Source organism: Mesorhizobium sp. P2_F8, assembly GCF_056403655.1.
The window spans coordinates 1-22,374 of record NZ_JBFUFB010000002.1; the positions used below are offsets into that span (position 1 = coordinate 1).

Annotated in this window: 14 protein-coding genes and 1 pseudogene; 10 read left to right on the plus strand and 5 right to left on the minus strand. The window is 60.2% G+C overall.

Going from position 1 to position 22,374, the window contains the following annotated elements; genetic code table 11:
* The 3 genes from AC1DZP_RS03695 to AC1DZP_RS03705 form a co-directional block, all read right to left on the minus strand.
* Nucleotides 1–1,964: DUF5801 repeats-in-toxin domain-containing protein (locus AC1DZP_RS03695; protein WP_477300196.1), on the minus strand; the 1,964-nt coding region annotated here is incomplete at its 3' end.
* Nucleotides 1,965–2,272: 308 nt separating this feature from the next.
* Nucleotides 2,273–2,911, minus strand: a complete 639-nt coding sequence (locus tag AC1DZP_RS03700) for a response regulator transcription factor (protein WP_477228325.1) — start codon at nucleotides 2,909–2,911, stop codon at nucleotides 2,273–2,275.
* 285 nt (nucleotides 2,912–3,196) lie between these two features.
* Nucleotides 3,197–4,753, minus strand: a complete 1,557-nt coding sequence (locus AC1DZP_RS03705) for a VOC family protein (RefSeq protein WP_477300197.1) — start codon at nucleotides 4,751–4,753, stop codon at nucleotides 3,197–3,199.
* A gap of 265 nt (nucleotides 4,754–5,018) precedes the next feature.
* Between AC1DZP_RS03705 and AC1DZP_RS03710 the strand changes: the two are divergent.
* The 6 genes and pseudogenes from AC1DZP_RS03710 to AC1DZP_RS03735 form a co-directional block, all read left to right on the plus strand.
* Nucleotides 5,019–5,432 (plus strand): annotated as a pseudogene (locus AC1DZP_RS03710) (LysR substrate-binding domain-containing protein); the annotation flags it as partial.
* Nucleotides 5,433–5,586: 154 nt separating this feature from the next.
* A complete protein-coding gene (locus AC1DZP_RS03715) occupies nucleotides 5,587–7,752 on the plus strand; it encodes an adenylate/guanylate cyclase domain-containing protein (protein WP_477300199.1) in 2,166 nt (721 codons plus the stop codon).
* A gap of 610 nt (nucleotides 7,753–8,362) precedes the next feature.
* Nucleotides 8,363–9,169, plus strand: coding sequence for a hypothetical protein (locus AC1DZP_RS03720; protein ID WP_477228323.1), 807 nt, complete (start codon nucleotides 8,363–8,365; stop codon nucleotides 9,167–9,169).
* 440 nt (nucleotides 9,170–9,609) lie between these two features.
* Complete coding sequence (locus AC1DZP_RS03725) at nucleotides 9,610–10,248, plus strand: hypothetical protein (protein WP_245331086.1); 639 nt, start codon at nucleotides 9,610–9,612, stop codon at nucleotides 10,246–10,248.
* Entirely contained in the window at nucleotides 10,245–10,943 is a 699-nt protein-coding gene (locus tag AC1DZP_RS03730) for a hypothetical protein (protein WP_477300201.1), read from the plus strand. Before AC1DZP_RS03725 ends, AC1DZP_RS03730 begins: the two co-directional genes overlap by 4 nt.
* 140 nt (nucleotides 10,944–11,083) lie before the next feature.
* Nucleotides 11,084–12,184, plus strand: coding sequence for a glycosyltransferase family 9 protein (locus tag AC1DZP_RS03735; protein WP_477300203.1), 1,101 nt, complete (start codon nucleotides 11,084–11,086; stop codon nucleotides 12,182–12,184).
* A 194-nt stretch (nucleotides 12,185–12,378) separates the two neighbouring features.
* On the opposite strand, the gene AC1DZP_RS03740 is transcribed toward AC1DZP_RS03735, so the two are convergent.
* Nucleotides 12,379–14,301, minus strand: a complete 1,923-nt coding sequence (locus tag AC1DZP_RS03740; protein WP_477300205.1) for a sensor histidine kinase — start codon at nucleotides 14,299–14,301, stop codon at nucleotides 12,379–12,381.
* A gap of 376 nt (nucleotides 14,302–14,677) precedes the next feature.
* On the opposite strand from AC1DZP_RS03740, the gene AC1DZP_RS03745 reads away from it, so the two are divergent.
* Entirely contained in the window at nucleotides 14,678–15,604 is a 927-nt protein-coding gene (locus tag AC1DZP_RS03745; RefSeq protein ID WP_477300207.1) for a cation diffusion facilitator family transporter, read from the plus strand.
* Nucleotides 15,605–15,652: 48 nt separating this feature from the next.
* Here the strand turns inward: AC1DZP_RS03745 and AC1DZP_RS03750 are convergent, their stop codons facing one another.
* The gene (locus tag AC1DZP_RS03750; protein ID WP_477300209.1) at nucleotides 15,653–16,528 is read right to left on the minus strand and encodes a hypothetical protein; all 876 of its coding nucleotides are present in this window, start codon (nucleotides 16,526–16,528) and stop codon (nucleotides 15,653–15,655) included.
* Between the two features lie 428 nt (nucleotides 16,529–16,956).
* On the opposite strand from AC1DZP_RS03750, the gene AC1DZP_RS03755 reads away from it, so the two are divergent.
* The 3 genes from AC1DZP_RS03755 (at nucleotide 16,957) to speC (ending at nucleotide 22,349) form a co-directional block, all read left to right on the plus strand.
* Complete coding sequence (locus AC1DZP_RS03755; RefSeq protein WP_477300211.1) at nucleotides 16,957–17,535, plus strand: VIT1/CCC1 transporter family protein; 579 nt, start codon at nucleotides 16,957–16,959, stop codon at nucleotides 17,533–17,535.
* Between the two features lie 193 nt (nucleotides 17,536–17,728).
* A complete protein-coding gene (locus AC1DZP_RS03760; protein WP_477300213.1) occupies nucleotides 17,729–19,999 on the plus strand; it encodes an Orn/Lys/Arg family decarboxylase in 2,271 nt (756 codons plus the stop codon).
* Nucleotides 19,986–22,349 (plus strand): ornithine decarboxylase, encoded by a 2,364-nt coding sequence (gene speC / locus AC1DZP_RS03765; protein WP_477300215.1) that lies wholly within the window; start codon nucleotides 19,986–19,988, stop codon nucleotides 22,347–22,349. The genes AC1DZP_RS03760 and speC overlap by 14 nt, the downstream gene beginning before the upstream one ends.
* Nucleotides 22,350–22,374: the final 25 nt, after the last annotated feature.

The following is a 22,374-nucleotide window of genomic DNA, read 5'->3' on the forward strand; positions in this document are numbered from 1 at the left end:
CCGGCATCTGGCTGGATGCCCGCGGTCTCGTCATGCGCCACCTTGGGAGCGCCCTGGACGATGCCCGCCGTCGGGCCGTCGTCCTGGAACTGCACGGCATCGCCGATACCGGTCGAACTGGTCGCTGTGTCGCCGTCACCGTCGGTGACCGTCACCACCGCCAGCAGGGCGCTGTCGGTGATGTTGACCGATTCGTCGTGGCTGGCGCCCGGGGTCGGATGAAGGATCGAGGCATACTGCGCCACGCTGACGACGCCGGTCGTGCTGTTGATGGCGACGGCGAACGCCGCCGCCCCAGCGGCGCCGCCGATGCGGCCGACCACCAGGTCGCCTTCCTTGAACAGGAAGATACTGGTGCCGGCGGTCGTGTCGAGGCCGGAATCCACGCCGGCGGCGGACACCGCCAGCGAGAATGCCGTCGTGCCACCCGCCTGATCGGTGCCGAACGAGCTCCCGGTGGAGCTCACCACCGCGCCTGGGTCCTGCGCGTAGCCGGTCGGGCTCAGGTCGGAGCTGACATTGCTGACGCCCGCAAACAGGGCAACAACCGCGGGTGCCGTGGTGTCGTCGGCATCTGCCTGGACGCCTGCGGTCTCGTCATGCGCCACCTTGGGAGCGCCCTGGACGATGCCCGCCGTCGGGCCGTCATCTTCGATCACGATCTGCTGGCCGACGAACTCCGAGGCGGAGTTGGATGTCACGATGCCAAAGCCGCCGATGTCGAAAGTGTTGTTGTCGTTGCTGGGATCGCTATCCGCGTTGCTGATGTTTTCGATCAGCACCCGATTATGGGTTCCGCTTGTCGTCCACTGCACCGTGTCGCCGCTGCTTAGGCCTGTGATGATCAAGTCGCCGTTGGCGTCGATCGAGGCGGCCGGAGTATATTGCGTATTGCCTGTCTTGACGACGACGTTGGTGAGCGAGAACGACGTGATGGCGACGTGCGCGTCGTTGGTGAGTCCGTCGACGAAACCCACTCCCGACTCCGAGGCGGTGGTGAAGGCAGAGATCTTGACGGTCACGGGTCCGATGCCCGGATTGGTCTGGTTGACGGTGAAGGATGCTGCCGTCGCACTGACGACATTCTGGAAGTCGATGTTGGCTTCGACATCGGCCTCGTTCTGGTCCAGATTCGGCACGAGGAAGTTCGTGTTCGTGCCCGAGACGTAGGTGATGTAGGCCCCCTCGGTAGGGTTGATCGCGTTGCCGTTGACGCCGAACGAGGTGGTGCTGCCGGCCTGGCTGATATTGAGCACATCCTTGGTCGAGATGTTTCCGCCCTGGGACTGATTCAAGGGATCTTTCCCTATCACCACGATCTGGGTGGAGTTTGGATCGCCGAAGGTCATGAACAGGTTGCTGCCGGAGGGCGCTCCGGCAAAGCCGAAGTTGAGCGTCTCGCTCGCCGCAAGCTTGAGGGTGTTGCCGAGATCGACCGCGTCATCCGGGTTGGGGTTGCCGCCATGGAAGATCGGAACATAGGTGACGATGTTGAAGGTCACCTGGTCGCTGGTCGCGCCGGCGTTGATCACATCCTGCTTGAAGACGACGAAGGCGATCGCGTCCAGATTGTTGACAATACCGTTGCCATCGCTGTCATAGCGACCGATCACGGTGTTGTTCCCATCGGCGAAGAGCAGGATATCCTTGCCGTTGAGGGTGTTGAGCCCGCTATCGTCGCCATTGAGGGTGCCGCCGTTGCCGTCGGTGAACGTAGTGCCGACGAGCTGGGAGCCGGCGGTGGCGTTGACGGTGACCGAGTTCGTCTTGGTCGCGACGCCGATGCTGGCCGGGAACGCGGAATTCAGCCCGAGAGTCGATTCGAGATAGGTCCGGAACGAGGCCGGCAAAGCGGAGTACGCGACATCGGTGTCCGTAAAGGCATCGTCGACGTTGTCGCCGGTTTGCAGCCCGGTGGTCTGGTCGTTGACGGCCTCGTCGTTGAGAATAAAGCTGATGGTCATTGCTGTGCTCCCCTATCACGTGACGGGGGCCCAGCCCCCAGATGCCGATGCACCCACCCCAGCGCATCCCCTGGCCCACTGAATCTGCGGCCTTCAATCCGTCAATTTGCCGCCAATGAAGTGGGCGCGTCCATTCTCGGTTCGATAGTATTGGGGTGAATGCCCATACCCGATCGAACGATATATATCGTTCAATAGATCAGGCCGGCGCGGGCGCCGCCGGCGATCTCGACGGCATCGAGGTCGATGCCGTCAGGCGGCTTTTCGTTTTGTAGCTGCACCCTGTCGATGCCAGCGGAAAGCGATGATCAGAGCGGGCCGGTTCCTGGACGCTCGGCGCCCTTGCCATGCGACACCCAGGCCAGTTCGGCCCGGCCATCGAGATGCAGCTTCTCGTAGACATGATGCAGGTGCATCTTCACCGTGCCTTCGGATACATGCAGCCGCTGCGCGATGGTCTTGTTGCGCAACCCGCGCGAGACGAGATCGGCGATCTCGGTCTCCCGCCCGGTCAGCCTGGACGTCGGCTGGTGCTGCGGTTCTGGCATCAGCAGTTGCTGGACGATCTTGTTGTCGATCCATTTCTTGCCTGCCGCCACCGCATTCACGCATTCGAGAAGATAGCGATGGCTGATGCCGTCCAGAAGCAGGCCGTCGCCGTCGAGCGCCTGTATTTCCTTGATGTCGAGCCTGCCGTTCGGCTGCACGATGAAGATGATGCCGAGAGCGCTGTCGCAGGCCTTCAGCCGGGAGGAAATACCGGCCATGCGCGGGTCCGCGATATCCAGGCCGACGATCACGATATCGGGCCGATGGCGCTCCACATTGGGGACAATGTCGACAGGACGGCGGCACTGAGCGACGACATCGTGCCCAGCCTTCCGCAGAACCCATTCCAGACCGGCGAGATACACCCCCCGCGGGTCCGCGACAACCAAGGTCGACATGCGAACACCGTCCGGAAACGCAACAAACTTGTTTCAATACCCGGCAAGTCAGGAAACCAGAGGTTAGACATTTTGTCAAGCAATCACTAATATAGTTAATGCTATAATATCGACCCGAGGCTGTCGAGCATACCCGAGCGGACACGGCCGCAGGGCTGTAGACCAGGCTGACGCCGCCGGATTGTGCGGCAGTGCATTCCGACGACGATGGGGGGCCGAGGTCGTGGACGCTATGCTCGCAACCGCTGCCACAACTCCCCATGAGTTCGCAGCGCAGTTCATGCATCAGGCAAGCCAGTTTTCTATCAACGATCCCAGGACGTGCAGATCGGCATCGCTCAGTTCGTGGCCAGCAGGCACTGTCAGGGCGGACACTGTGGCATGATGCGCGMTCAGCAACGCCGCAAGACCCGGGAGAAGCGATGCATAGGGGTCATCGCGCCCCTCGATCATCACTATCCGACAGCCGGACAGATCCGCGTCCGGTCGGGCCTCGAGGACCAAGGAGGGGCGAAGCAGGATCGCGCGCTGGGCCAGGGGCGGATGGAGCAGCATGGCCGCCGCCAGAAAGTTGGCGCCGTTGGAATATCCGAGGAACGCCAGCTTCTCCGGGACAAGCCGATAGCCGCTGATTGCGCCATCCATGAAGGCGGCAAAGGCAGCTGCCTCGGCCCTTATGTCGGCTTGATCGAACGAGGTAGCCGAAAATCGGCGGAACCAGCGCAAGGTGCCCTCCTCGACGCTGCGCCCGCGCACCCCCAGAAAGGTAGCGCGCGGCGCCAGGCTTGCCGCGAACGGCATCAGGTCGGCTTCATTACCGCCGGTCCCATGCAACAGGACGAGCGTTGTGCCGTCAGGGTCGGATGGCACATGGAACCGGTGCACGAAGGGCAGGTCGAGATACCGGATGCGATCTTCGCCAGGCATCGAAAACTGCGGCAGCCGCGTGCGGATGGCGTCGGCCCGCTCGGCGTCGGAAGGCGGAACGAAGAGCACCGAGCCGAGGGTTTCGATGGGTTCATCGACCGTCATCCCGGGTCCGTCCGTTGCGAGTTCGAACAGGGTCTCTCCCGGCTCACGGACATAGAGAGATACGAAATACTTGCGGTCGTGAACATTGGTGACGCTGGAGTTGCGGCTTGCAAGTCGGCGCTCCACCGTATCCAGGGCAGCAATGTCCGGCGTGCGGAAGGCGATATGGTCGACGACGCCGGTTCCGGGCGCACCTGGCCAGAAACCGACGGCATCACGGACATCGACAACATCCCCGCTGTCCGAGACGAGGCGCTGCACGGCCCCGGCGTGCTTGAGCGGGCGATAGCCGAAATAGTCCTGCAGGAATGCCGACGTCTGCTCGGCAACCGCCGAGAAAATCGTCGCGCCACGGACGCGGCGGATTGCATCGGCCGGCGCGATTCCTCGGCTGTCGGCCGGTGAAGCATGTGCGGGCAGTGCGCTTCCCACGATCTTGACTGCTACACCGTCCGGATCGGTCAGGCGCAGCACTGGCTCGCCGAATTCCTGCGTTGGCCCGCTCGCATTCAGTCCGAACTGCAGTGACCTCGTCAGCCAGAAGCCGATGCTGCGGGGCTCGACGGAAAGCGCAATTTCGGCGACCTGGCCGAGGCCAACCCGGCCGGGTGATCCGTCCTCCCATACGAGGAAGGTGATCAGAGATCCCGGTGAACCGATGCTGTCGCCGTAGCACAGATGGAGTTGCTCGGCGTCTTCGAAACCACCGGTCCGCTTGACCAGACGCAGTCCGAGAAAGCCGACATAGAAATCGACGTTGGCCTGGACCTTGCGTGTAACCAGCGTGATGTGGTGGATGCCCGATGTCATTCGGTCGATGCCTTCCTCAACCGTTCCTTGCCATCATCGGCGAGTGCTGGTCATCCGAGTTGAACAAATTGCTTTGCGGCAACGCCGCCGCCGAATTGCTGGGCACGGCCGCCTTCGGTGATACCACCTAGATCGACTGCGGCGAAGCCGAGGCGCTCGATCAGGTCGATAATGGTGGCCCGTGCCGATGGCTCGTCGCCTGAGGCAAACAGGACACGGCGGCCGCCGGGCACCGCCGGATCGTTTCCAAGGACGGCTGCGGGAACACCTGATCGCGCGTCGCATCGGGCCGATCCGCGGCAAGCTCGTCGCCAGCCCGGACGATATCAAGGCGCATGGGGCACCCGAGACGCCGGACGAACTCCTGACCCACCAGACCGTCATGCAAGGGACGGAAACCTGGCAATTCATGGACGGCGACAAAACGATCACCGTTCACCCACAGGGGCGGTTCAAGGCGGATAGCGGCACCGCCCTTGCCGCCGCAGTCGCGGGGCTCGGCATCGCCTCGCTGCCGGATTTCGTTACCGAGAGCCATTTTGCTTCCGGCGCCCTGGTCCCAGTGATGACACACTATCCGCTCCCCGAGGCCGGCATATTCGTCGTCCGCCCACCTGGACAGCACCCTGCGCGGAAGATCCGCGTCCTCACCGAATTGCTGATCGAACATTTTGGATAGAGCATCGCCTCTATCGGCCCCGCGACGGTACGGAGCAGGGCCATCGACGGCTTTTGCTGGATGATCCCGAGACACCGGCGACGGACGCCGGAGAGGTCGGTCGTTTCATTTCAGTATGACCAGGTCTATACTCGACGAGGGACAGGCCAGATCGATGGACCGTAAGCTTTCCGCCATTCTCGCTGCCGATGTTGTGGGCTATTCCGCCCAGATGGAACGCGACGAGGCCGGCACGTTCGAGCGCCTCCGTGCTCAACGCAAGGAACTGTTCGAGCCTGAGATTGCCCGCCACCACGGCCACATCTTCAAGCTGATGGGCGATGGACTGCTGGCCGAATTCGGCAGCGTCGTGGACGCGGTCGAATGTGCCGTGTGGTTGCAGCACGCCCTGGCGGAACGAAACGCTGCCGTTGCCGAGGATCATCGGATTCGCGTCAGGATCGGGATCAATCTCGGCGAGGTGATTGTCGAGGGCGAGGACCGATATGGCGAGGGTGTCAACGTCGCTGCCAGGCTCCAACAACTAGCGGATCCTGGCGGCATCTGTGTCTCGGCAAAGGTCGCAAAAGAGGTTGAGAAGAAGCTGGCTTTCGGCTTTGAGCCGATGGGCCAACAGAAGCTGAAGAACATCGCCGAACCGGTGCAGGCGTACCGGGTGCTGCTCGATCCCGCGTCGGCGGGAAAGCCCATGGCCGTCAATCGACACCCACGCTTCAGGCGCAATCTGGCCATCGCTATTGGGGCCCTTGTCGTCGCAGTCGGCCTTGCAGCAGCGTGGTGGCGACCTTGGGAGCCACCGCTTCGGTCCACCGCTCTGACGGCCAATGCGAAAGCCGACACCCGGCCATCCCTCGTCGTGCTTCCATTTGACAATCTCAGCGACGACAAGGCGCAAGGTTATCTGGTTGACGGTTTCACCGAGGACCTGACCACAGAACTTGCACGCGTGCCCGGCCTGTTCGTCGTATCGAGAAACGCGGCTTCCACCTACAAGGGCACGGAGACAAAACCCGCCGAGGTCGCCGCAGCGCTTGGTGTCCGGTACATACTGGAGGGCTCGATACGTCGGGTCGGCGACGACATGCGTATCAACGCGCAATTGATCGACGGCTCGACCACCGGTCATCTCTGGGCAGAACGTTTCGACGGCCAGTGGACGGATGTGTTTGCACTGCAGGACAAGGTCGTCGTCAGCATCGCAGGCGCGCTCAAGCTTCGTCTCGTCAGCGCCCAAGGCAAGGCAGATGTCGCGGGCGGCACGCGCAATCCTGTAGCCTACGAAGCTTACCTCCAGGGCATGGAGATCTACAATCGTCGCAATACTCCAGATGAGTTTGCGCAGGCGGTGAGGTTATTCCAGCAGGCGCTGGAACTCGATCCGAATTTCGGCGCGGCGGCAGCCTCGCTCGCATGGGCCTATTGGGACATGGACGGGCCGCGGGTCCAAGCTTTGGCCGCTTCGGACATCAGTGCGCTGTACAACGTCTACAAGTACCTGGGGGAGGCGGCCAAGCATCCCTCGCCGTCCTACTATCAGCTCGTCGCCAGTTTGCTGGTTCGCGAGCACCGGTCCGACGAGGCAGTCGCGGTTATGTTCAAGGCAGTGGCGCTCGACCCGAGCGATCCCCTGAACTATGTCGGGCTGGCGGAAGCCCTGAATTTCAACGGCAGGCCGGACGAGGCGCGCGACTATCTCGTCGCCGCCAACCGTGTCGATCCAGGCGGCAATGACCATCGGCACTACCAGGCGGGGCTGGCTGAATTTGGTCGGGGTCGTTTCGAGGAAGCCGTCGGCTACCTTGAAAGGATCGATCTCCAATCGCCCGATCCATGGCCGAAATTCTACGGCCTGCAGGTGTTGGTTTCGGCCTACGCGCATCTGGGGCGTAGTGACCAGGTCGCGGCCTATAGTGACAGGCTAAGGAACGTCATGCTGGAACGAAAGGATGGAGGGGCAAATCAACTGGTCACGCAGAGGTATTTCGTGTTCAAGAACCCGGCTGACATCGGGCGTCTGCTGGACGGCCTGGACAAGGCCGGTCTGCCGGAGTTGCCGGAAGCGGTCGATCTGGATGCGAAGGACCGGCTTACCGGTTCGGAGATCAAGTCGCTCATCCTCGGTCGTGACCTGCGCGGGGGAGGCGCATGGATAGACAAAGGAACCAGTTGGGTGCAGCAGAACTTCCTGTGCGATGCCATTCCGAAAACTCAGACAACCTGTGGCGCGATCTTCCGCAATCCTGCCGGGACGCCGGAGCGACGCAACGAGTATACGGCAGTCTTCCGTTTCGATCGTTTTGAGTTTTCGGCCGTCAAATAAGACCTCCCGGGACCTGCCGGCGAATATCAGAGCTGTTCGCGATTTGCTCCTACAGGCCAAAGGTCGCGTTCAAGTCACCCCTGTGTTTGCAATGGCATCGTTCGGCGGCATCGTTCGTCCGGCGCGTTGGAAACGATGTTATTGTGCGAGCGAGGCACAATGAAAACGGGGAAGGTCTCATGAGTTTCGATGATATCGACCTCAATTTGCTAAGAGTGTTCGATGTGATGATGCGTGAAAGGAGCGTAACGCGCGCAGCCAGCGAATTAGGACCTGTGAGCAGATTGCCCGCATACTCGACAGCCAAGCGCCGCCGGTGAGTTTATCGCTTGCTCGTCTGCGGTTAAGCAAGCCCGTTTAGCCCACCTCCCAACAAGGTCGCCGTTATCATAGCGGCGGCCTCACCGTATTCTATGCGAGCTACGACCGAGTAGATAAGGACTCCCATGACTTCAACCGCAGCTATTGCGGCAAGGCGATGCTGAGCTGACCACGGCCGATGCCGGGTCGGAGACCGATGCGCCGGGATTTAGCAGCAAGCGGCGGCATTTCCAAATGTGCTTGTGGGCGGATTTGGGCTGTTTTATGTATGGCTTCAATAGGAGACGATATGAGTGTTCCAAATGCTGATCAAACTATAACCGCAGGAAAGCTGGCGGAATTTGTAGCGAAGTCCGTAGAGGCCGCGCGCGCGGTGGAAGGGCCATTTTACCATCTCGAGTTCGACCGGGTCTTTCCGGAGGATGTTTATAAATCCATGCTGGCGGCGCTGCCGGTGTATGCGGATTACCGACCGATGCACGGCCGGTCCAAACAGCGGGATGCGATGGGTGCGTCCACGCGGGTGAAGATTGATCTCTTTCCGGAAAACATCCGACATCTGCCGTCGGCGAAGCGGACGGTGTGGAACGTGGTTGGCAAAGCGCTTTGTTCCGAGCCGGTGAAGAACGCTTTCCGTCGCCGACTGGCACCGGCGATGGGGCGACGGTTCGGGCCCGGCTTGGCCGAGGTGGGCATGTTTCCAATCCCCATCCTAACGCGTGACATTCCGGGCTACGAAATTCCGCCGCACACGGATACACATTGGAAGGGCATCACGGTGCAGCTTTACCTGCCACCAGACGAGGCGCACACCAACATCGGGACGATCTTTCACGAGGAGCTGCCGGGCGGCGGGCTGGCGAAAAAGATGCAGATGCGTTTCGCGCCGAACACGGGCTATGCTTTCGCGGTAGACAAGGACACGTGGCACTCGGCGGACATAGTGGGGCCGGAAGTGACAACACGGGACAGCATCCTCCTGACGTATTTTGTGGATAGCGGGTTGCTGCGCATCCTGCGTAACCGGGGGAAACGGGTGGGCAACTTTATCGGCAACGAGATCCGGAATTTGGGCTGGTTCATACCGGGCACATGAGTTGGTAGCCGCGTTTTATGTCGAAGACCGAGGATCGCCGACTGATGCCTGAACCGACAACGGGAAGCCGCGAGTGGCTGGACCGGCTTGACCAGCAGGACATCTCCGACTTCGCCGCCATCCGCGGCGACGAAATCATCACCAAGCCCGGTTGTTCATCGGGCCGGGCTCGTTCAGCCGGCGCGCCGCGAAGGCGCGCCCGAGGGGCGCCGCCGGCGGTTCATCGGCAGGCGTGGGGTGGGAGTGACTTGTGGCACTGTACTTCGGTCTTCCGCTTGCAGTGCTGCCATGCTTAATTCGAGTAAATTCACATCAAATTATAGAGTTGCCACGTGATACCAATCTACATTGGGTATGACCCACGCGAATCCCGAGTTCTAGACGTAGCGCGATGGAGCGCCTACCGGCGGACAAGCACGCCGTTGCAGATACAGCCACTCGTGCTCAAAGACCTTGAAGCCCAAGGAATCATGAAGCGACCGATGGTGGTACGTGATGGCAAGCTCTGGTGCCCGATTTCCGAGGCACCGATGTCGACCGAGTTTGCCATATCGCGCTTTGCCGTTCCGTTCATGAGGCAAGGCGGCTGGGCCATGTTCTGCGATTGCGACGTCCTGTTTCTGAAGGATCCAGTCAAGCTGCTCGACCTGGTCGATCCTTCCTACGCGATTATGGCGGTCAAGCACCAGCAACGCGAATCCGAAGCGGTCAAGATGGACGGGCAAACGCAGACGTTCTATCGCCGCAAAAACTGGTCGTCGGTCGTTTTGTGGAATCTGGATCATCCGGCCAACAAACGGCTGACCAACGAGATGCTCAATACGTGGCCCGGACGTGACCTCCACGCCTTCAAATGGCTTGAGGACCATGAGATCGGGGAATTGCCTCTGGCATGGAACTACCTCGTAGGGGCTTCGGCTACCGAACTCGACCCCGCCGATGTCTCGCTGGCGCACTACACGCTCGGCGGTCCTTGGTTTGCGGGCTGGTCCGGCGCCACGCAATGGGACGAATTGTGGAGCCGAGAAGAGAGCATTCTGCGCGCGTTTGAGGAACATGCGGTTCAGATTCCCGCATGAAAACTCCGCTTTCGGACCTCTTGCCAACCTTCTCAAAGCCAATTCTTCGCTTGCCCAGTGTCACCGGTCCCGCCTTGGTGATGGGGGCAGCGCCGAATTTTCGCCTCCCGCAGGGGCATGATGCCGATTGGGGACTGGTGACGGTCAATGCTTCCCAGCTTTTGGCGGAAACCTTCGGTCTCCCAGTTCCCGACATCGCCGTGCTCCGCCGCGGCATTTTGGTCGGCCAGGACGAGCAGGATTTTTACAAGCGCGATTTGTTGAAAGGACGGCAGGCAAAGCATCTTATCATCCCGATTTGGCCGGACGTTGAAGACAAGCTGATAGCCGGTTGTCGCACCTTTGATTATCGCCATGACACCTTGCAGGCGCTTACAAAGTGGCAGCTTGCCAACATCGTCTGGCGGCTTAGCGGCAAATATCATGTGTCGCGCGGCTGGCACCGGAAAATCTCCACCGGAGCCTTCGCGATCATGCTGGCGCGTTTCGCCGGTTTCGCTCCTGTTGTCGTCAGCGGGTTTTCCCTGTCCCAAGCCGGGCATGGATACGACACCCGAAATGCCTTTCGATATCATGCCGACGAAGATGCGGATTTGCTTCGACGGGTGGTGAAAAGAGGCGAGCCAATCTACGCAGAGGATAGAGACTTCGCTGCAGAAAGTGGATTGCCCTTGTGGCAGGGACAGATGCCATGACGACGACAGACGACCTTGCTTCGCTGTTGAAAAGAGGGATATCCATTAGCCGGAACCGTGAGCTCGATTGGACGTTGGGCGCCCACCAATGACCAATTTGACCCGCCGCCCTTCGTGAGGTCGATGTGCTGAATATCTCGATGGCTGATCGGCTGGCTATCAAGTCCATTCTCGTTATTCAGACGAAGTTCATCGGGGATGTCATTCTGACCTCGGCGCTCGTGCGAAATCTGCGCCCCGCTTACCCAAACGCTGCGATAGCCATGCTTTGCGCTTCTGGCCTGCGAGACTTCGTAGTCAGCCAGAATATCGCAGACGTGGCCATCGGATTCGACCGTCGAGGTGCTGGTAGGAGTCTGCCTCAGCGAGTGAAGGAATATTCAGGCTTGGTCGCTGACCTGCGCCGCCGAAAATTCGATCTCACCATTGACGTAACCGACTCGAAGACATCACGGATATTGCACAGGTCAATCGGCGCCCCCCTGCGCGTTGGATACAATCCCCCGGAAAAGCCCATGAAATTTTGGGAAGTTCAGCCTGCTAATATATTTGCTGAAACGTTCGGCCATGGAGGCGCGCACTACTTGTACCGATATCTGTCCCCGCTTGAAGCGCTTGGGATAGAATTGCGAGAAGTGACACCGAGGCTTGAACCCACACCAGTCGGGCGAAGCGCATCTACCCAGATTCTGGCGCAAAGCAATCTGGCCGTAAAGGCTTTCGTCGCAGTACACGCCGGAGCAAGGTTCGAAGGGCGGTGTTGGCAACCTGAACGGTTCGCTGCAGTAATCGACGAGGTTTATGCAACCAAGGGCCTGCGGTCATTGCTGATTGGTGGACCTGATGAGAGCGCGACCGCGCAAGCTATATTGAATGCGGCAGCGTCGCCATTGGTGAGCGTTGTTGGCAAAGCCTCGCTTGAGACACTAACAGCATTGCTTTCGGATGCATTTATCTTTCTGGGAAACGAGAGCGGCCCAATGCACCTGGCTGCGTCAGTCGGAACTCCGGTTGTGGGCCTGTATGGCCTGACGCCCCCCGACATCTGGGGGCCTTTTGGGGTGCTTCACCGCACCGTTGAGCCGCCGTTGCCTTGCCAGTGTGTTGCGCCCGGATTGTGCAAACCCGACAACCCGGGCGGCGTCTACTGCGTTCATCGACTACCAGTTGCCAAGGTTGCTCAAGCGACACGAGACTTGATAGACGCAGTGAGACAACTGGCCAATAAGACGGCCAATTGACCTCCAGCCATGACCGGCCCGCTTGAAACCGTGAAGAAGGCCCTGCAGGCCTATGTCGACAAGGATCGTGCACGTCCGGCGACGTCAGCTTCCAGACGCTAACGCGACCTTGTGCGCTCACCGATCAATGCCGCTTCGCCTCGGGCGCTGGCCTTGCTACCCAGCTAAACGCTTGGCAGAAATTAGATTGCCAACTATCGAACAAGAGGAAGTCTAATCCGGAACGATGCACCACCGTGATCCTGATTTTTCGCACGCATCAGCCCACCGTGCGCCTCGACAATGTTGCGCGCGATGGATAGCCCCATGCCCATGCCTTCCGCCTTGGTGGTGAAAAACGGTTCGAAGACCTGTTCTAATTTGTCGTCGGGAATGCCCGGTCCGCTATCAGACACGGACAGCTCGGCAAACTCTTGGTCGCGCGAAGTCCGGATGCTGATGATGCGATTTTCGCTCGGCGTCTCCTTCATCGCGTCGATCCCGTTCACCACAAGGTTCAGAATGACTTGTTGAAGTTGAATGCGGTCGCCGAGTATCGGAAGCGCATCCGGCGTGATCACGCCAAGAAGTTCGACTTTTCGCCCGCGAGCCAACGTCGAAAGAAATTCGACGGTTTCCCGCGCAAGGTCGTTGAGATCGAGACTTTTCAGTTCAAAAGGTACCTTCTTCAGGAGGCTCCGCATCCTCTGGATGACTTCGCTGGCACGCTGGTCATTCTCCAAAATATCGCTCACGATTTCCCCGAGTGCAGCGATATCGGGGCTCGATGATTGCAGGATAAGTTCTGCGGATTCGGCGTGGCTCATTATAGCGCCGAGAGGCTGGTTTATTTCGTGGGCAATTAACATGGTCAGCTCGCCAGCGGTCGAGAAGCGATTGACATGAGCAAGCTCTGCCATGCGCTGCCGCGACTGCACTTCGGCTGCTTGACGCCGACGATGTTCATTCAACAGGATCAGGATAAGCCCGGCCTGTAGCAGAATAGCCGCAGTAATAAGGGAAATTTGCCAGGAATACCGTTCCCACGCCGTTGGCTCCCGAAACAAGACTTCGCCCCCGGGGGGCAGGCGGCTCTCGCTAATGTTCCAGCGCTGCAGCTGTCGCCAATCGTATTTCGGTGCTGAGAATTCGATTGGAGGAACCTTGATGTCACCTGCCTTCTCACCTCCCAATATCCGGACCGCGGCATCCGCCGTCGCTCGGGCACCCTCGGTCGGTGAAGACATCGGGCCGCCAACAGCTTGACCGTTGAAAAGAGACTCGTCGAACGTGAAAATGGGAGCGTTGGCGACCTCATAGATGCGCTTCAATGGATCCTTGTCTCCATAGACGGCACCTGCGCCGTCCACCATCATCTGCTGGTAAAAGATTGCACTGTGGGGCGGCAAACTCGCAACCTTCTTCAGGATCTCCTCGAACGGCCGCTCGTTGTAAAAGATCAATTCAACCTTGTTGTCTAGCAGTGGCTTCAGTTCCCGTTGCACGTCGCCGATCCAAAATCGCTCAGGGGGCGAGTTCCCGATTATCATCGCGATGGCCTTCGTCTCCGGCAACAGCCGTAGAATGTTTTCGACAAGGGCGATGTGATCGACGCGCGTGCCAACCACGGCGTCCCGCTCGGACAACATGGATTGTCCAACCCGGCGCACTTCGACAGCCGCAAGCAGCATCGGCGTTGTCGGAAATAGGTCTATTCTCCGTTTCTGGACGAAGCGAGCCGCGGGTGCACCTATTGCGACGATCAAATCGAGCCGTCGTGTTGCGTAGAGCGCCTTGAGATATTCACCAAATTTGGCCTCAGCAGCGTCGTCGCCATCCCGAGCCGTGACGAGGGAATCTTCTTGGATGTCCAGCGGCCAAGGCGACTGTTGGTTCAGTTCATTGCGGATTTCCCTGGCCCATGTGGCCCACGGCTGGAAACCCCGGCCATACGAATATAGGAACAGGATTTGCTTCGGCTGAACGGAAGGCTCGCCAGACCTAGGCTGAGCGGCAGGCTCGCCAATCGAGACCAAAAGAATGACGGCGGTGGCGATCCACCTATTGACCAGCCAATTCATCATCAATGAGCCCGATGCGACTACACGGCCTCTATCGGTGGCGATCAGTCCATCCATGGTTTGCGGGCGCCCGATTGGAGCATCCAAGGTGCCTGACATCCACCCGATGACGAGCCAGTAGAGCCTAGACTGCCGTTATTGGTGGGGATTAGCAAGATGAGCCTGACCATGTGGGCTGGTCGCACCAACCGAGACCGCAGTAGGTCAAGAAATCCCTTGCCAGCGAGGAGCCGTCCACACATGCCCGAAGTGATCTGGTGGATGAGGCCGCAACAGCGATGCTTGCACTGGGCGAGGCGCTGTCCCGGGGGGTTGATCTGCTTGGCAGCTTGGGAAACGACCGCCAGTTTGCGGTCAGGCCACGGCCACTGCAGGTACTATTGCGATAGCGCCGGTTGCATGTACGATGTTGCTGAGGCTTTCAGAGGGCAAGATGTTGACCGAGCAGGGCTTCCTCCGAGCCTCGATTGTCGCGACGGTAGGCGTCGCGGCGTTCGGAATCGTCTTCGGCCTGCTGTCCGGGTCGTTCTCCATCGCTTTTGATGGCGCCTATTCTCTTGTCGATGCCGGAATGACGATTTTGGCGCTTTGGGTATCGAGCCTGATCGTACGATCGGCAAAGGCCGACGCGCTGTCGGGCAGGCTGCGCAATCGATTCACGATGGGGTTCTGGCACCTGGAGCCTATTGTGTTGGGCCTTAACGGCACCTTGCTGATGACGGTCGCTAGCTACGCCCTCATCAACGCCGTGATCACCATTGTGTACGGCGGCAACGAGCTGCGCTTCGGTGTCGCCATCGTCTACGCCGCAATCACGTTGGTGGTCTGTATAGCCATGGCTATGGCCGGTGCGCGGGCAAACAGGAGACTGCAGTCAGACTTCGTTGCCCTGGACGTTAAAGCCTGGACGATGTCGGCGGGAATAACCTCGGCACTTCTGATCGCATTCCTGATCGGACAGGCGGCGGGCGGAACGCCGCTTGGCTGGATCTCTCCATACGTGGACCCTGTCGTACTGGCGCTGGTCTGCCTCGTGATCATTCCTATTCCCGTCGGGGCGGTGCGCAAGGCCCTGTCCGAGATCCTGCTCATCACCCCCGTGGATCTCAAGGCCCACGTCGATCGGGTGGCCGCCGAAATAGTGCAGCGCGAGGGGTTCCTGTCCCATCGGGCATACGTCGCCAAGGTCGGGCGGGCCACGCAGATAGAGCTTTACTTCATCGTGCCGAAGGACTTGCCCCCGAGGACCATCGAGGAGTGGGACCGCACCCGCGACCAGATCGGCGCGGCCATCGGGGACGAAGGCCACAATCGGTGGCTGACCATCGCCTTTACCGCTGACGTCAACTGGGCGGAGTGAAAGCCGGGTGGCGCGCCAGACCGATGTCGGGCATCGCGTTGTGCCAGGTCAGCCCCGCACCTTCCGGCCCAGGTAGCAAACCTCCTCGTGAAGCTTCGTGTCGCTCGGCTTCATCGGTATGAGCAGGTAGCTATCCTCGGACACCGTCATTGCCTGTCCATTCTGATGGGCGAACGCTTGTCCTTTTGGCAACAGCTTGAAATTGCTTGCCTCACCCGCATAACGGAAGTCGTCGAATTCCTTCGTGACGACGGAATACATCTCGACGATCTCCGCATCGACGGCCGCCGGACGAGGATCGTGCCCGATCATGCCCAGGAGGGACAGCAGCGAAATGGCAGCCCGATAGGCGACATCGTTTGAAGATTTGTCGAAGTGGCTACCGGATTCCAGAGTCGCTGACATTGCGCCACGCGCATTGGCGTAATTCTCGGTATCGCCGCCGATGGTCCCGCTCGAGAACTTGCTCCAGCCGGTCATCATCTTTGGTATTCCGAGATGCCGATAAAACTCGACGGCGTCTTGCTCGGCGACCAGAAACGGTTCGTTTGCGATCGGCGCGGAATGGAAATCCAGAAAATAGTCGCAGCTCTCCAGCAACGGCTTAAGCTCCTGCGTCCGTTGGAATTCGTAGGAGCCGCGGTCGATCTCTGGTCCATAGTCCTCGCGAAACATGCGGTTCATGTTGTGTTTGACATAGCGGCACTCCGCAGCGATCGCGCGCTCGTTCGCGCGGGCAAGTGTCAGGGAGCCGCGCAGCAAAAGTCTCGTGCCCCCGAAAAGGTCATAGAGGACTTTCTCGATGGCATGAATGCCACTGACCTCGTCTCCATGAATGCCGCAGAACATGACGACCCGCGGGCCAGCCGCGTCGCAGTCTATCCGCACTACGCTCTGAACGTGCGGATCCCTGGAAATCAACATGGACCGCCTCCTGTCGAACTTGCGACGCCATGACGTGTCGAGCTTCGATTCGACTGGGCACTACTGCCGATCGGCCAGTGCAGCAAGGGTCTGGGCTGAAATGCTACTGTAACTTACGTCGATGTGGTCCGCCTGCAGGGAAGACCAATCTTGCGGAAATTTGCTGCAAGGTTGACGTTCAGGTCATGACGATCCCAAACTCTGAGACGCTCGGACTGCCACGTCACCCGGTATCGACTGGCGCGAAACTGAAATGCGGGCGGGTCGGCAACTCCGGCGCCGCAGCGATGGCCGCGATACCTGCAGGCTCCAGCCAGCCGCAGCCAAATCTTCGAGCGAGGTAACCGATGTCCTCTGGACATGCAGTGTCCTCCAGGCGGGTGCTCGAACCCATCGAGCGCATATCCGAAGTGCTTTTCGGATTAATCATGGCATTGGCCTTTACCGGGACTTTGAGTGTTGTAAGTGACCGATCTGAGGTGCGCACCACGCTGGTCGGCGCGCTCGGCTGCAATCTCGCCTGGGGCCTCGTAGATGCCATCATGTATCTGATGGGATGCCTGGCTGACCGTGCCACCGAGCGGCGCATAGTTGCCAAAGTGCAGCAAGCCGCCACCGCCGAAGAGGCGAGGACCGCTATCCTGCAGAACCTGCCTTCCGCGGCAGCGTCGGCATTGACGGACGCCGATCTCGACAGAATGCATGCAGCACTGTTGAAGGAGCGGATGCCAGGCGAGTCGATGGGACTCAAGCGCGAAGACTTGCTGGGTGCGGTCGCCGTCTTCCTTCTCGTTTTCGCCTCGACGATCCCGATCGTAGTGCCTTTCCTGTTCCTGCAGGACGCTTGGACCGCGCTTCGAATCTCCAACGCCATCGCTGTGGCGATGATGTTGTTTGCCGGCTACGCGTTTGGACAACTGATTGGGTACAGACCATGGCTGACTGCCGCTGCCATGGTTCTGCTCGGCTGCTTGCTGGTCGCCCTGACTATCGCGCTGGGCGGATGAGGGCCGGGCGCCGCGATCTTGCCGTGAACAGTGCGTCGGGACCGAGCGCAGATGTAGTACAGTAACATACACCCCGTTCCTTGTTTAGGTCGTCTGGCCTGCGCGACAACCTTTGCCTGAGTGCAAGAACCCGCCACTAGGCCTAACTGCTGGCACGTAAAGCCCGGGCATATGGAGGCATTGGGAGCAGATCATGCGTGAAGTCCAAGCATTCCCGATCGCCATCATCGACGAGGACTTCGAAGGCAAGAGCGCCGCCGGTCGGGGCATGCAAGAGCTTGCCGCCGCAATCGAGAAGGAAGGCTTCCGTGTCGTCTCCGGCATCACCTACAAGGATGCCCGGCGGCTCGTCAAAATTTTCAACAACGAGTCCTGCTGGCTGATCTCCGTCGACGGATCGGAAGACGCCGAAACACGATGGCAGGTGCTCGAAGAGGTCCTGGCTACCAAACGAAAGCGCAACGAGCGGCTGCCGATCTTCCTGTTCGGCGACGAACTCACTGCCGAAATGGTTCCGACCAGCGTGCTCAAGCACGCGAATGCCTTCATGCGGCTGTTCGAGGACTCAGCCGAGTTCATGGCGCGAGCCATTGTGCGAGCAGCACAGCTCTATCTGGAGGGCCTTCCGCCACCGATGTTCAAGGCGCTGATGGAATACACGTACCAGGCCAGCTACTCCTGGCACACGCCGGGACACGGCGGTGGCGTTGCGTTCCGCAAGAGCCCGGTCGGGCAGCTTTTCTACGAGTTCTTCGGCGAGAACACCTTGCGCTCGGATATCTCCGTGTCGGTCGGCAAGCTCGGCTCGCTTCTCGACCACACCGGCCCCATTGCGGAGGGCGAGCGCAATGCCGCGCGCATTTTCGGCGCGGACGAGACGCTCTTCGTCACGGGCGGCACATCGACGGCCAACAAGATCATCTGGCACGGGACGGTGAGCCGCGGCGACCTGGTTCTCTGTGACCGCAACTGCCACAAGTCGATCCTGCATTCGCTGATCATGACGGGCGCCACACCGATCTATCTCATACCGTCGCGCAACGGTCTCGGCATCATCGGCCCGATCTCCAGGGATCAGTTCACGCCGCAATCCATCAAGAAGAAGATCGCTTCGAACAAGTTCGCCAGCGGGACGGGCGGCAAGGTCCGCCTGATGGTCGTCACCAACTCGACCTATGACGGCCTCTGCTACAACGCGGATGCGATAAAGCAGACGATCGGCGATTCCGTCGAAATACTGCATTTCGACGAAGCCTGGTACGCCTACGCCAATTTCCACGAATTCTACGACGGCTATCACGGCATCTCCTCAGCCGATCCGAGCCGACCACCCAACGCGATCACCTTCACCACCCATTCGACGCACAAACTTCTGGCCGCCCTGTCGCAGGCCTCGATGATCCACCTCCGGCACGCCGAGAACAAGCGGCTGGACATGGCCCGCTTCAACGACGCGTTCATGATGCACACCTCGACGTCGCCGCAATACGGCATCATCGCCTCCTGCGACGTCGCCGCGGCAATGATGGAGCAACCGGCGGGCCGTGCCCTCGTTCAGGAGACGATAGAAGAGGCGCTGAGCTTTCGTCGCGCCATGACGGCGGTCAGAAATCAAGTCAAGGACTCCTGGTGGTTCGACGTATGGCAGCCCGATGCGATCGCCGAACGGCCGGCCGAGGACAAATCGGAGTGGGTCCTGAAACCCGGTGATGCATGGCATGGCTTCGAGGGCCTGGCCGAGAACCATGTGCTGGTGGATCCGATCAAGGTCACGATCCTTAGCCCCGGACTGTCGGCAAACGGCGACATGCAGGAGCATGGCATCCCGGCGGCGGTGGTCGTCAAATTCCTGTCGGCGCGGCGCATCGAGATCGAAAAGACCGGGCTCTATTCCTTCCTCGTGCTGTTCTCCATGGGCGTTACCAAGGGCAAGTGGAGCACGTTGGTGACGGAGCTTCTCAACTTCAAGCAGCTCTACGATGCCAACGCGCCACTGAAGAATGTGCTGCCTGCTCTGGTCGACGCGCATCCCGCTGCTTACGCCGAAACGGGCCTAAAGGATCTGTGCGAGATGGTGCACAGAGTCTACCGCGCAGACAATCTGCCGAAGGCTCAGCGCGAGATGTACACGACATTGCCCGAGATGGCGCTGCGGCCGGCCGATGCCTATGAGAACCTCGTGCGCGGCCGGGTGGAAAGCGTCGAGATCGACGGGCTGATGGGACGGACGCTTGCGGTGATGGTGGTGCCATATCCGCCGGGCATTCCGCTGATCATGCCTGGCGAACGCCTCACCAAAGCGACCAAGTCGATTCACGACTACCTGCTCTACGCGCGCGACTTCGATACGAAATTCCCCGGTTTCGAAACGGATATTCACGGACTGCGCTTCGAGCCGACGCCGAGTGGCCGGCGCTACCTTGTCGACTGCATAGCGAACGAGGTGAGCGATGATCCCGCGTGACGTCAAATCACCAACCACTGCGATCCCCTTCCACAAGCTTCTCAAGATCGTCGCGATTGTCGACGACACCAATCCCCAGACAAAAGTTCTGCTCGACCAGATTGCGGCCGAAGGCTTCGAGATCGAGATTGCCGACAGTCCCGATCGTGACGTCTCGGAGGATGCCTCGGTGGGCGCCTACATCGCATCGATCGACGGGGATCGCCTCGAAGGCGCACGCAGCCTAGGCAGGGCGGTGCGGGGCATCGGGTTCCGTACGCCGCTTTGGGCGCTGGCCGACACAAGGCAACTCGCCGACATGGCGGTGCTCGCCCAGACCGGCGAGGTCGACGGCTATATCTACCTTGGCCAGCAGACCCCTGCCTTCTATGCGAAGCAGGTCGTTGCCAGCCTACTGATGTACGGAAAGACCCTTTTGCCTCCATTTTTCGGGGGGCTGATGGCCTATGACGGGGAGGCCAACATCGCTTTCGACTGCCCCGGCCACCAGGGCGGCCAGTTCTACCGAAAGTCGCCAACCGGTCAGCTGTTCTTCAAACACTTCGGCGAGAACATCTTCCGCAACGATCTGTGCAACGCCGATGTCGATCTCGGAGACCTCCTCATCCACGAAGGTCCGGCGGTCGAGGCACAGCGCTACGCCGCTCGCGTGTTCGGCGCCGACAAGACATACTTCGTCCTGAACGGCACCAGCTCCTCCAACAAGATCGTTGCCAACGCCGTGCTGAAGCGCGGCGACCTGGTACTGTTCGACCGCAACAACCACAAATCGTTGCATCAGGGCGCCCTGGTGCAAGCCGGCGCGATACCGACCTTCCTGCCGACCGCGCGCAACTCGTTCGGCATGATCGGCGCCGTCGACTGGAGTGCCTGGGACGAGGACTATCTGCGCGAGCAAATCCGCAACAATCCGCTGGTCGATGACCCGGAGAGGTACAAGGCCAAGCGGCCGTTCCGCCTCGCCTGCATCCAACTCGCTACCTATGACGGCACCGTCTACAACGTTCGCAAGGTGATGGAGAAAATCGGACACCTCTGCGACTACGTCCTGTGGGATGAAGCCTGGATCGGCTACAACGCTTTCCACCCGCTGTTCGAAGACCACAGTCCCATGCGTATCGAGGATCTGGGGCCAGAGATGCCGGGGCTGTTCTCGACCCAGTCCGTCCACAAGCAGGGCGCCGGTTTTTCGCAGGCCTCGCAGATCCACAAGCGCGACGAGCATATCAGCGGCCAGCGTCGGTTCGTCGAGCACAAGCGCTTCAACGAATCGTTCCTGATGAATGCCTCTACCTCGCCCTTCTATCCCTTGTTCGCCTCGCTGGAGGTGAACGCCAAGATGCATGAGGGCAAGGCCGGCGAGATGCTGTGGGACCGCTGCATCGCGCTTGGAATCGAATGCCGCAAGAAACTGCGCGAATTCAGCCGCTTCTATGAGGAGAATGGAGAGGGTGACGAAGAGAAGTGGTTCTTCGACCCATTCGTGCCGGACAGGGTGACAATCCGCAACTCGGCCTTTTCCCCGGACGTCGAAGACGTGCCCTGGGAAAGCCTGCCGACGGATGTGCTCAAACGGGAGCAGCAGTGCTGGAATTTCCATCCGCAAGCCAAGTGGCACGGCTATTCCGGCTACGTCGACGGCTACGCGATGGTCGATCCCAACAAGCTGGCGCTACTGACCCCCGGGATCAACCGCAAGACCGGCGACTATCTCGACTTCGGCGTTCCCGCGACGGTGGTCGCCAACTATCTGCGCGAGCAGCGGGTCGTGCCGGAGAAGTGCGACCTGAACAGTTTGCTGTTCCTGATGACTCCGGCCGAAGACGAGAGCAAGCTCAACACGCTGATCGCGAAGCTGGTCAAGTTCAAGAACCTGTGGGATCGCGATGCGCCATTGCCCGAGATCCTGCCGACCGTGAGCGCGGCGCACAGCCAGCGCTATGCCGGGTATACGATCCGCAAGATCTGCAAGGAGATGCACGATTTCTACCGTGCGGCGAACGTCAAGGACCTGCAGCGGCAGAGCTTCAGGGCGTCCAGCTTCCCCGAACTCGCGATGTCTTCCGAGAAGGCATACGAGGCGCTGGTCGCGAACGACGTCGACTACGTCCCGCTGGACGCCATCAAGGGCCGCATCTCGGCCACGCTTGCGCTGATCTACCCGCCAGGCATCGGCGTGGTGGTCCCGGGCGAGCGCTGGGATGAGAAAGCCCGGCCGATGCTCGATTACTTCCTTGCATTCGAGGAGTCGTTCAATCGCTTTCCCGGATTCAATTACGAAGTGCAGGGCGTCTACCAGGAGAGGATCGACGGCCGCATCAAGTTCCACACCTACGTGGTCAAAGAGTGAGGGCCGGATCCACACCGGAGGAGGA

Coding starts and splice junctions, on each gene's coding strand:
- speC (WP_477300215.1), top strand. CDS start 19,986: ATGATCCCGCGTGACGTCAAATCACCAACCACTGCGATCCCCTTCCAC.
- AC1DZP_RS03745 (WP_477300207.1), top strand. CDS start 14,678: ATGTTGACCGAGCAGGGCTTCCTCCGAGCCTCGATTGTCGCGACGGTA.
- AC1DZP_RS03755 (WP_477300211.1), top strand. CDS start 16,957: ATGGCATTGGCCTTTACCGGGACTTTGAGTGTTGTAAGTGACCGATCT.
- AC1DZP_RS03760 (WP_477300213.1), top strand. CDS start 17,729: ATGCGTGAAGTCCAAGCATTCCCGATCGCCATCATCGACGAGGACTTC.
- AC1DZP_RS03735 (WP_477300203.1), top strand. CDS start 11,084: ATGGCTGATCGGCTGGCTATCAAGTCCATTCTCGTTATTCAGACGAAG.
- AC1DZP_RS03730 (WP_477300201.1), top strand. CDS start 10,245: ATGAAAACTCCGCTTTCGGACCTCTTGCCAACCTTCTCAAAGCCAATT.
- AC1DZP_RS03700 (WP_477228325.1), bottom strand. CDS start 2,911: ATGTCGACCTTGGTTGTCGCGGACCCGCGGGGGGTGTATCTCGCCGGT.
- AC1DZP_RS03720 (WP_477228323.1), top strand. CDS start 8,363: ATGAGTGTTCCAAATGCTGATCAAACTATAACCGCAGGAAAGCTGGCG.
- AC1DZP_RS03740 (WP_477300205.1), bottom strand. CDS start 14,301: ATGGATGGACTGATCGCCACCGATAGAGGCCGTGTAGTCGCATCGGGC.
- AC1DZP_RS03715 (WP_477300199.1), top strand. CDS start 5,587: ATGGACCGTAAGCTTTCCGCCATTCTCGCTGCCGATGTTGTGGGCTAT.
- AC1DZP_RS03750 (WP_477300209.1), bottom strand. CDS start 16,528: ATGTTGATTTCCAGGGATCCGCACGTTCAGAGCGTAGTGCGGATAGAC.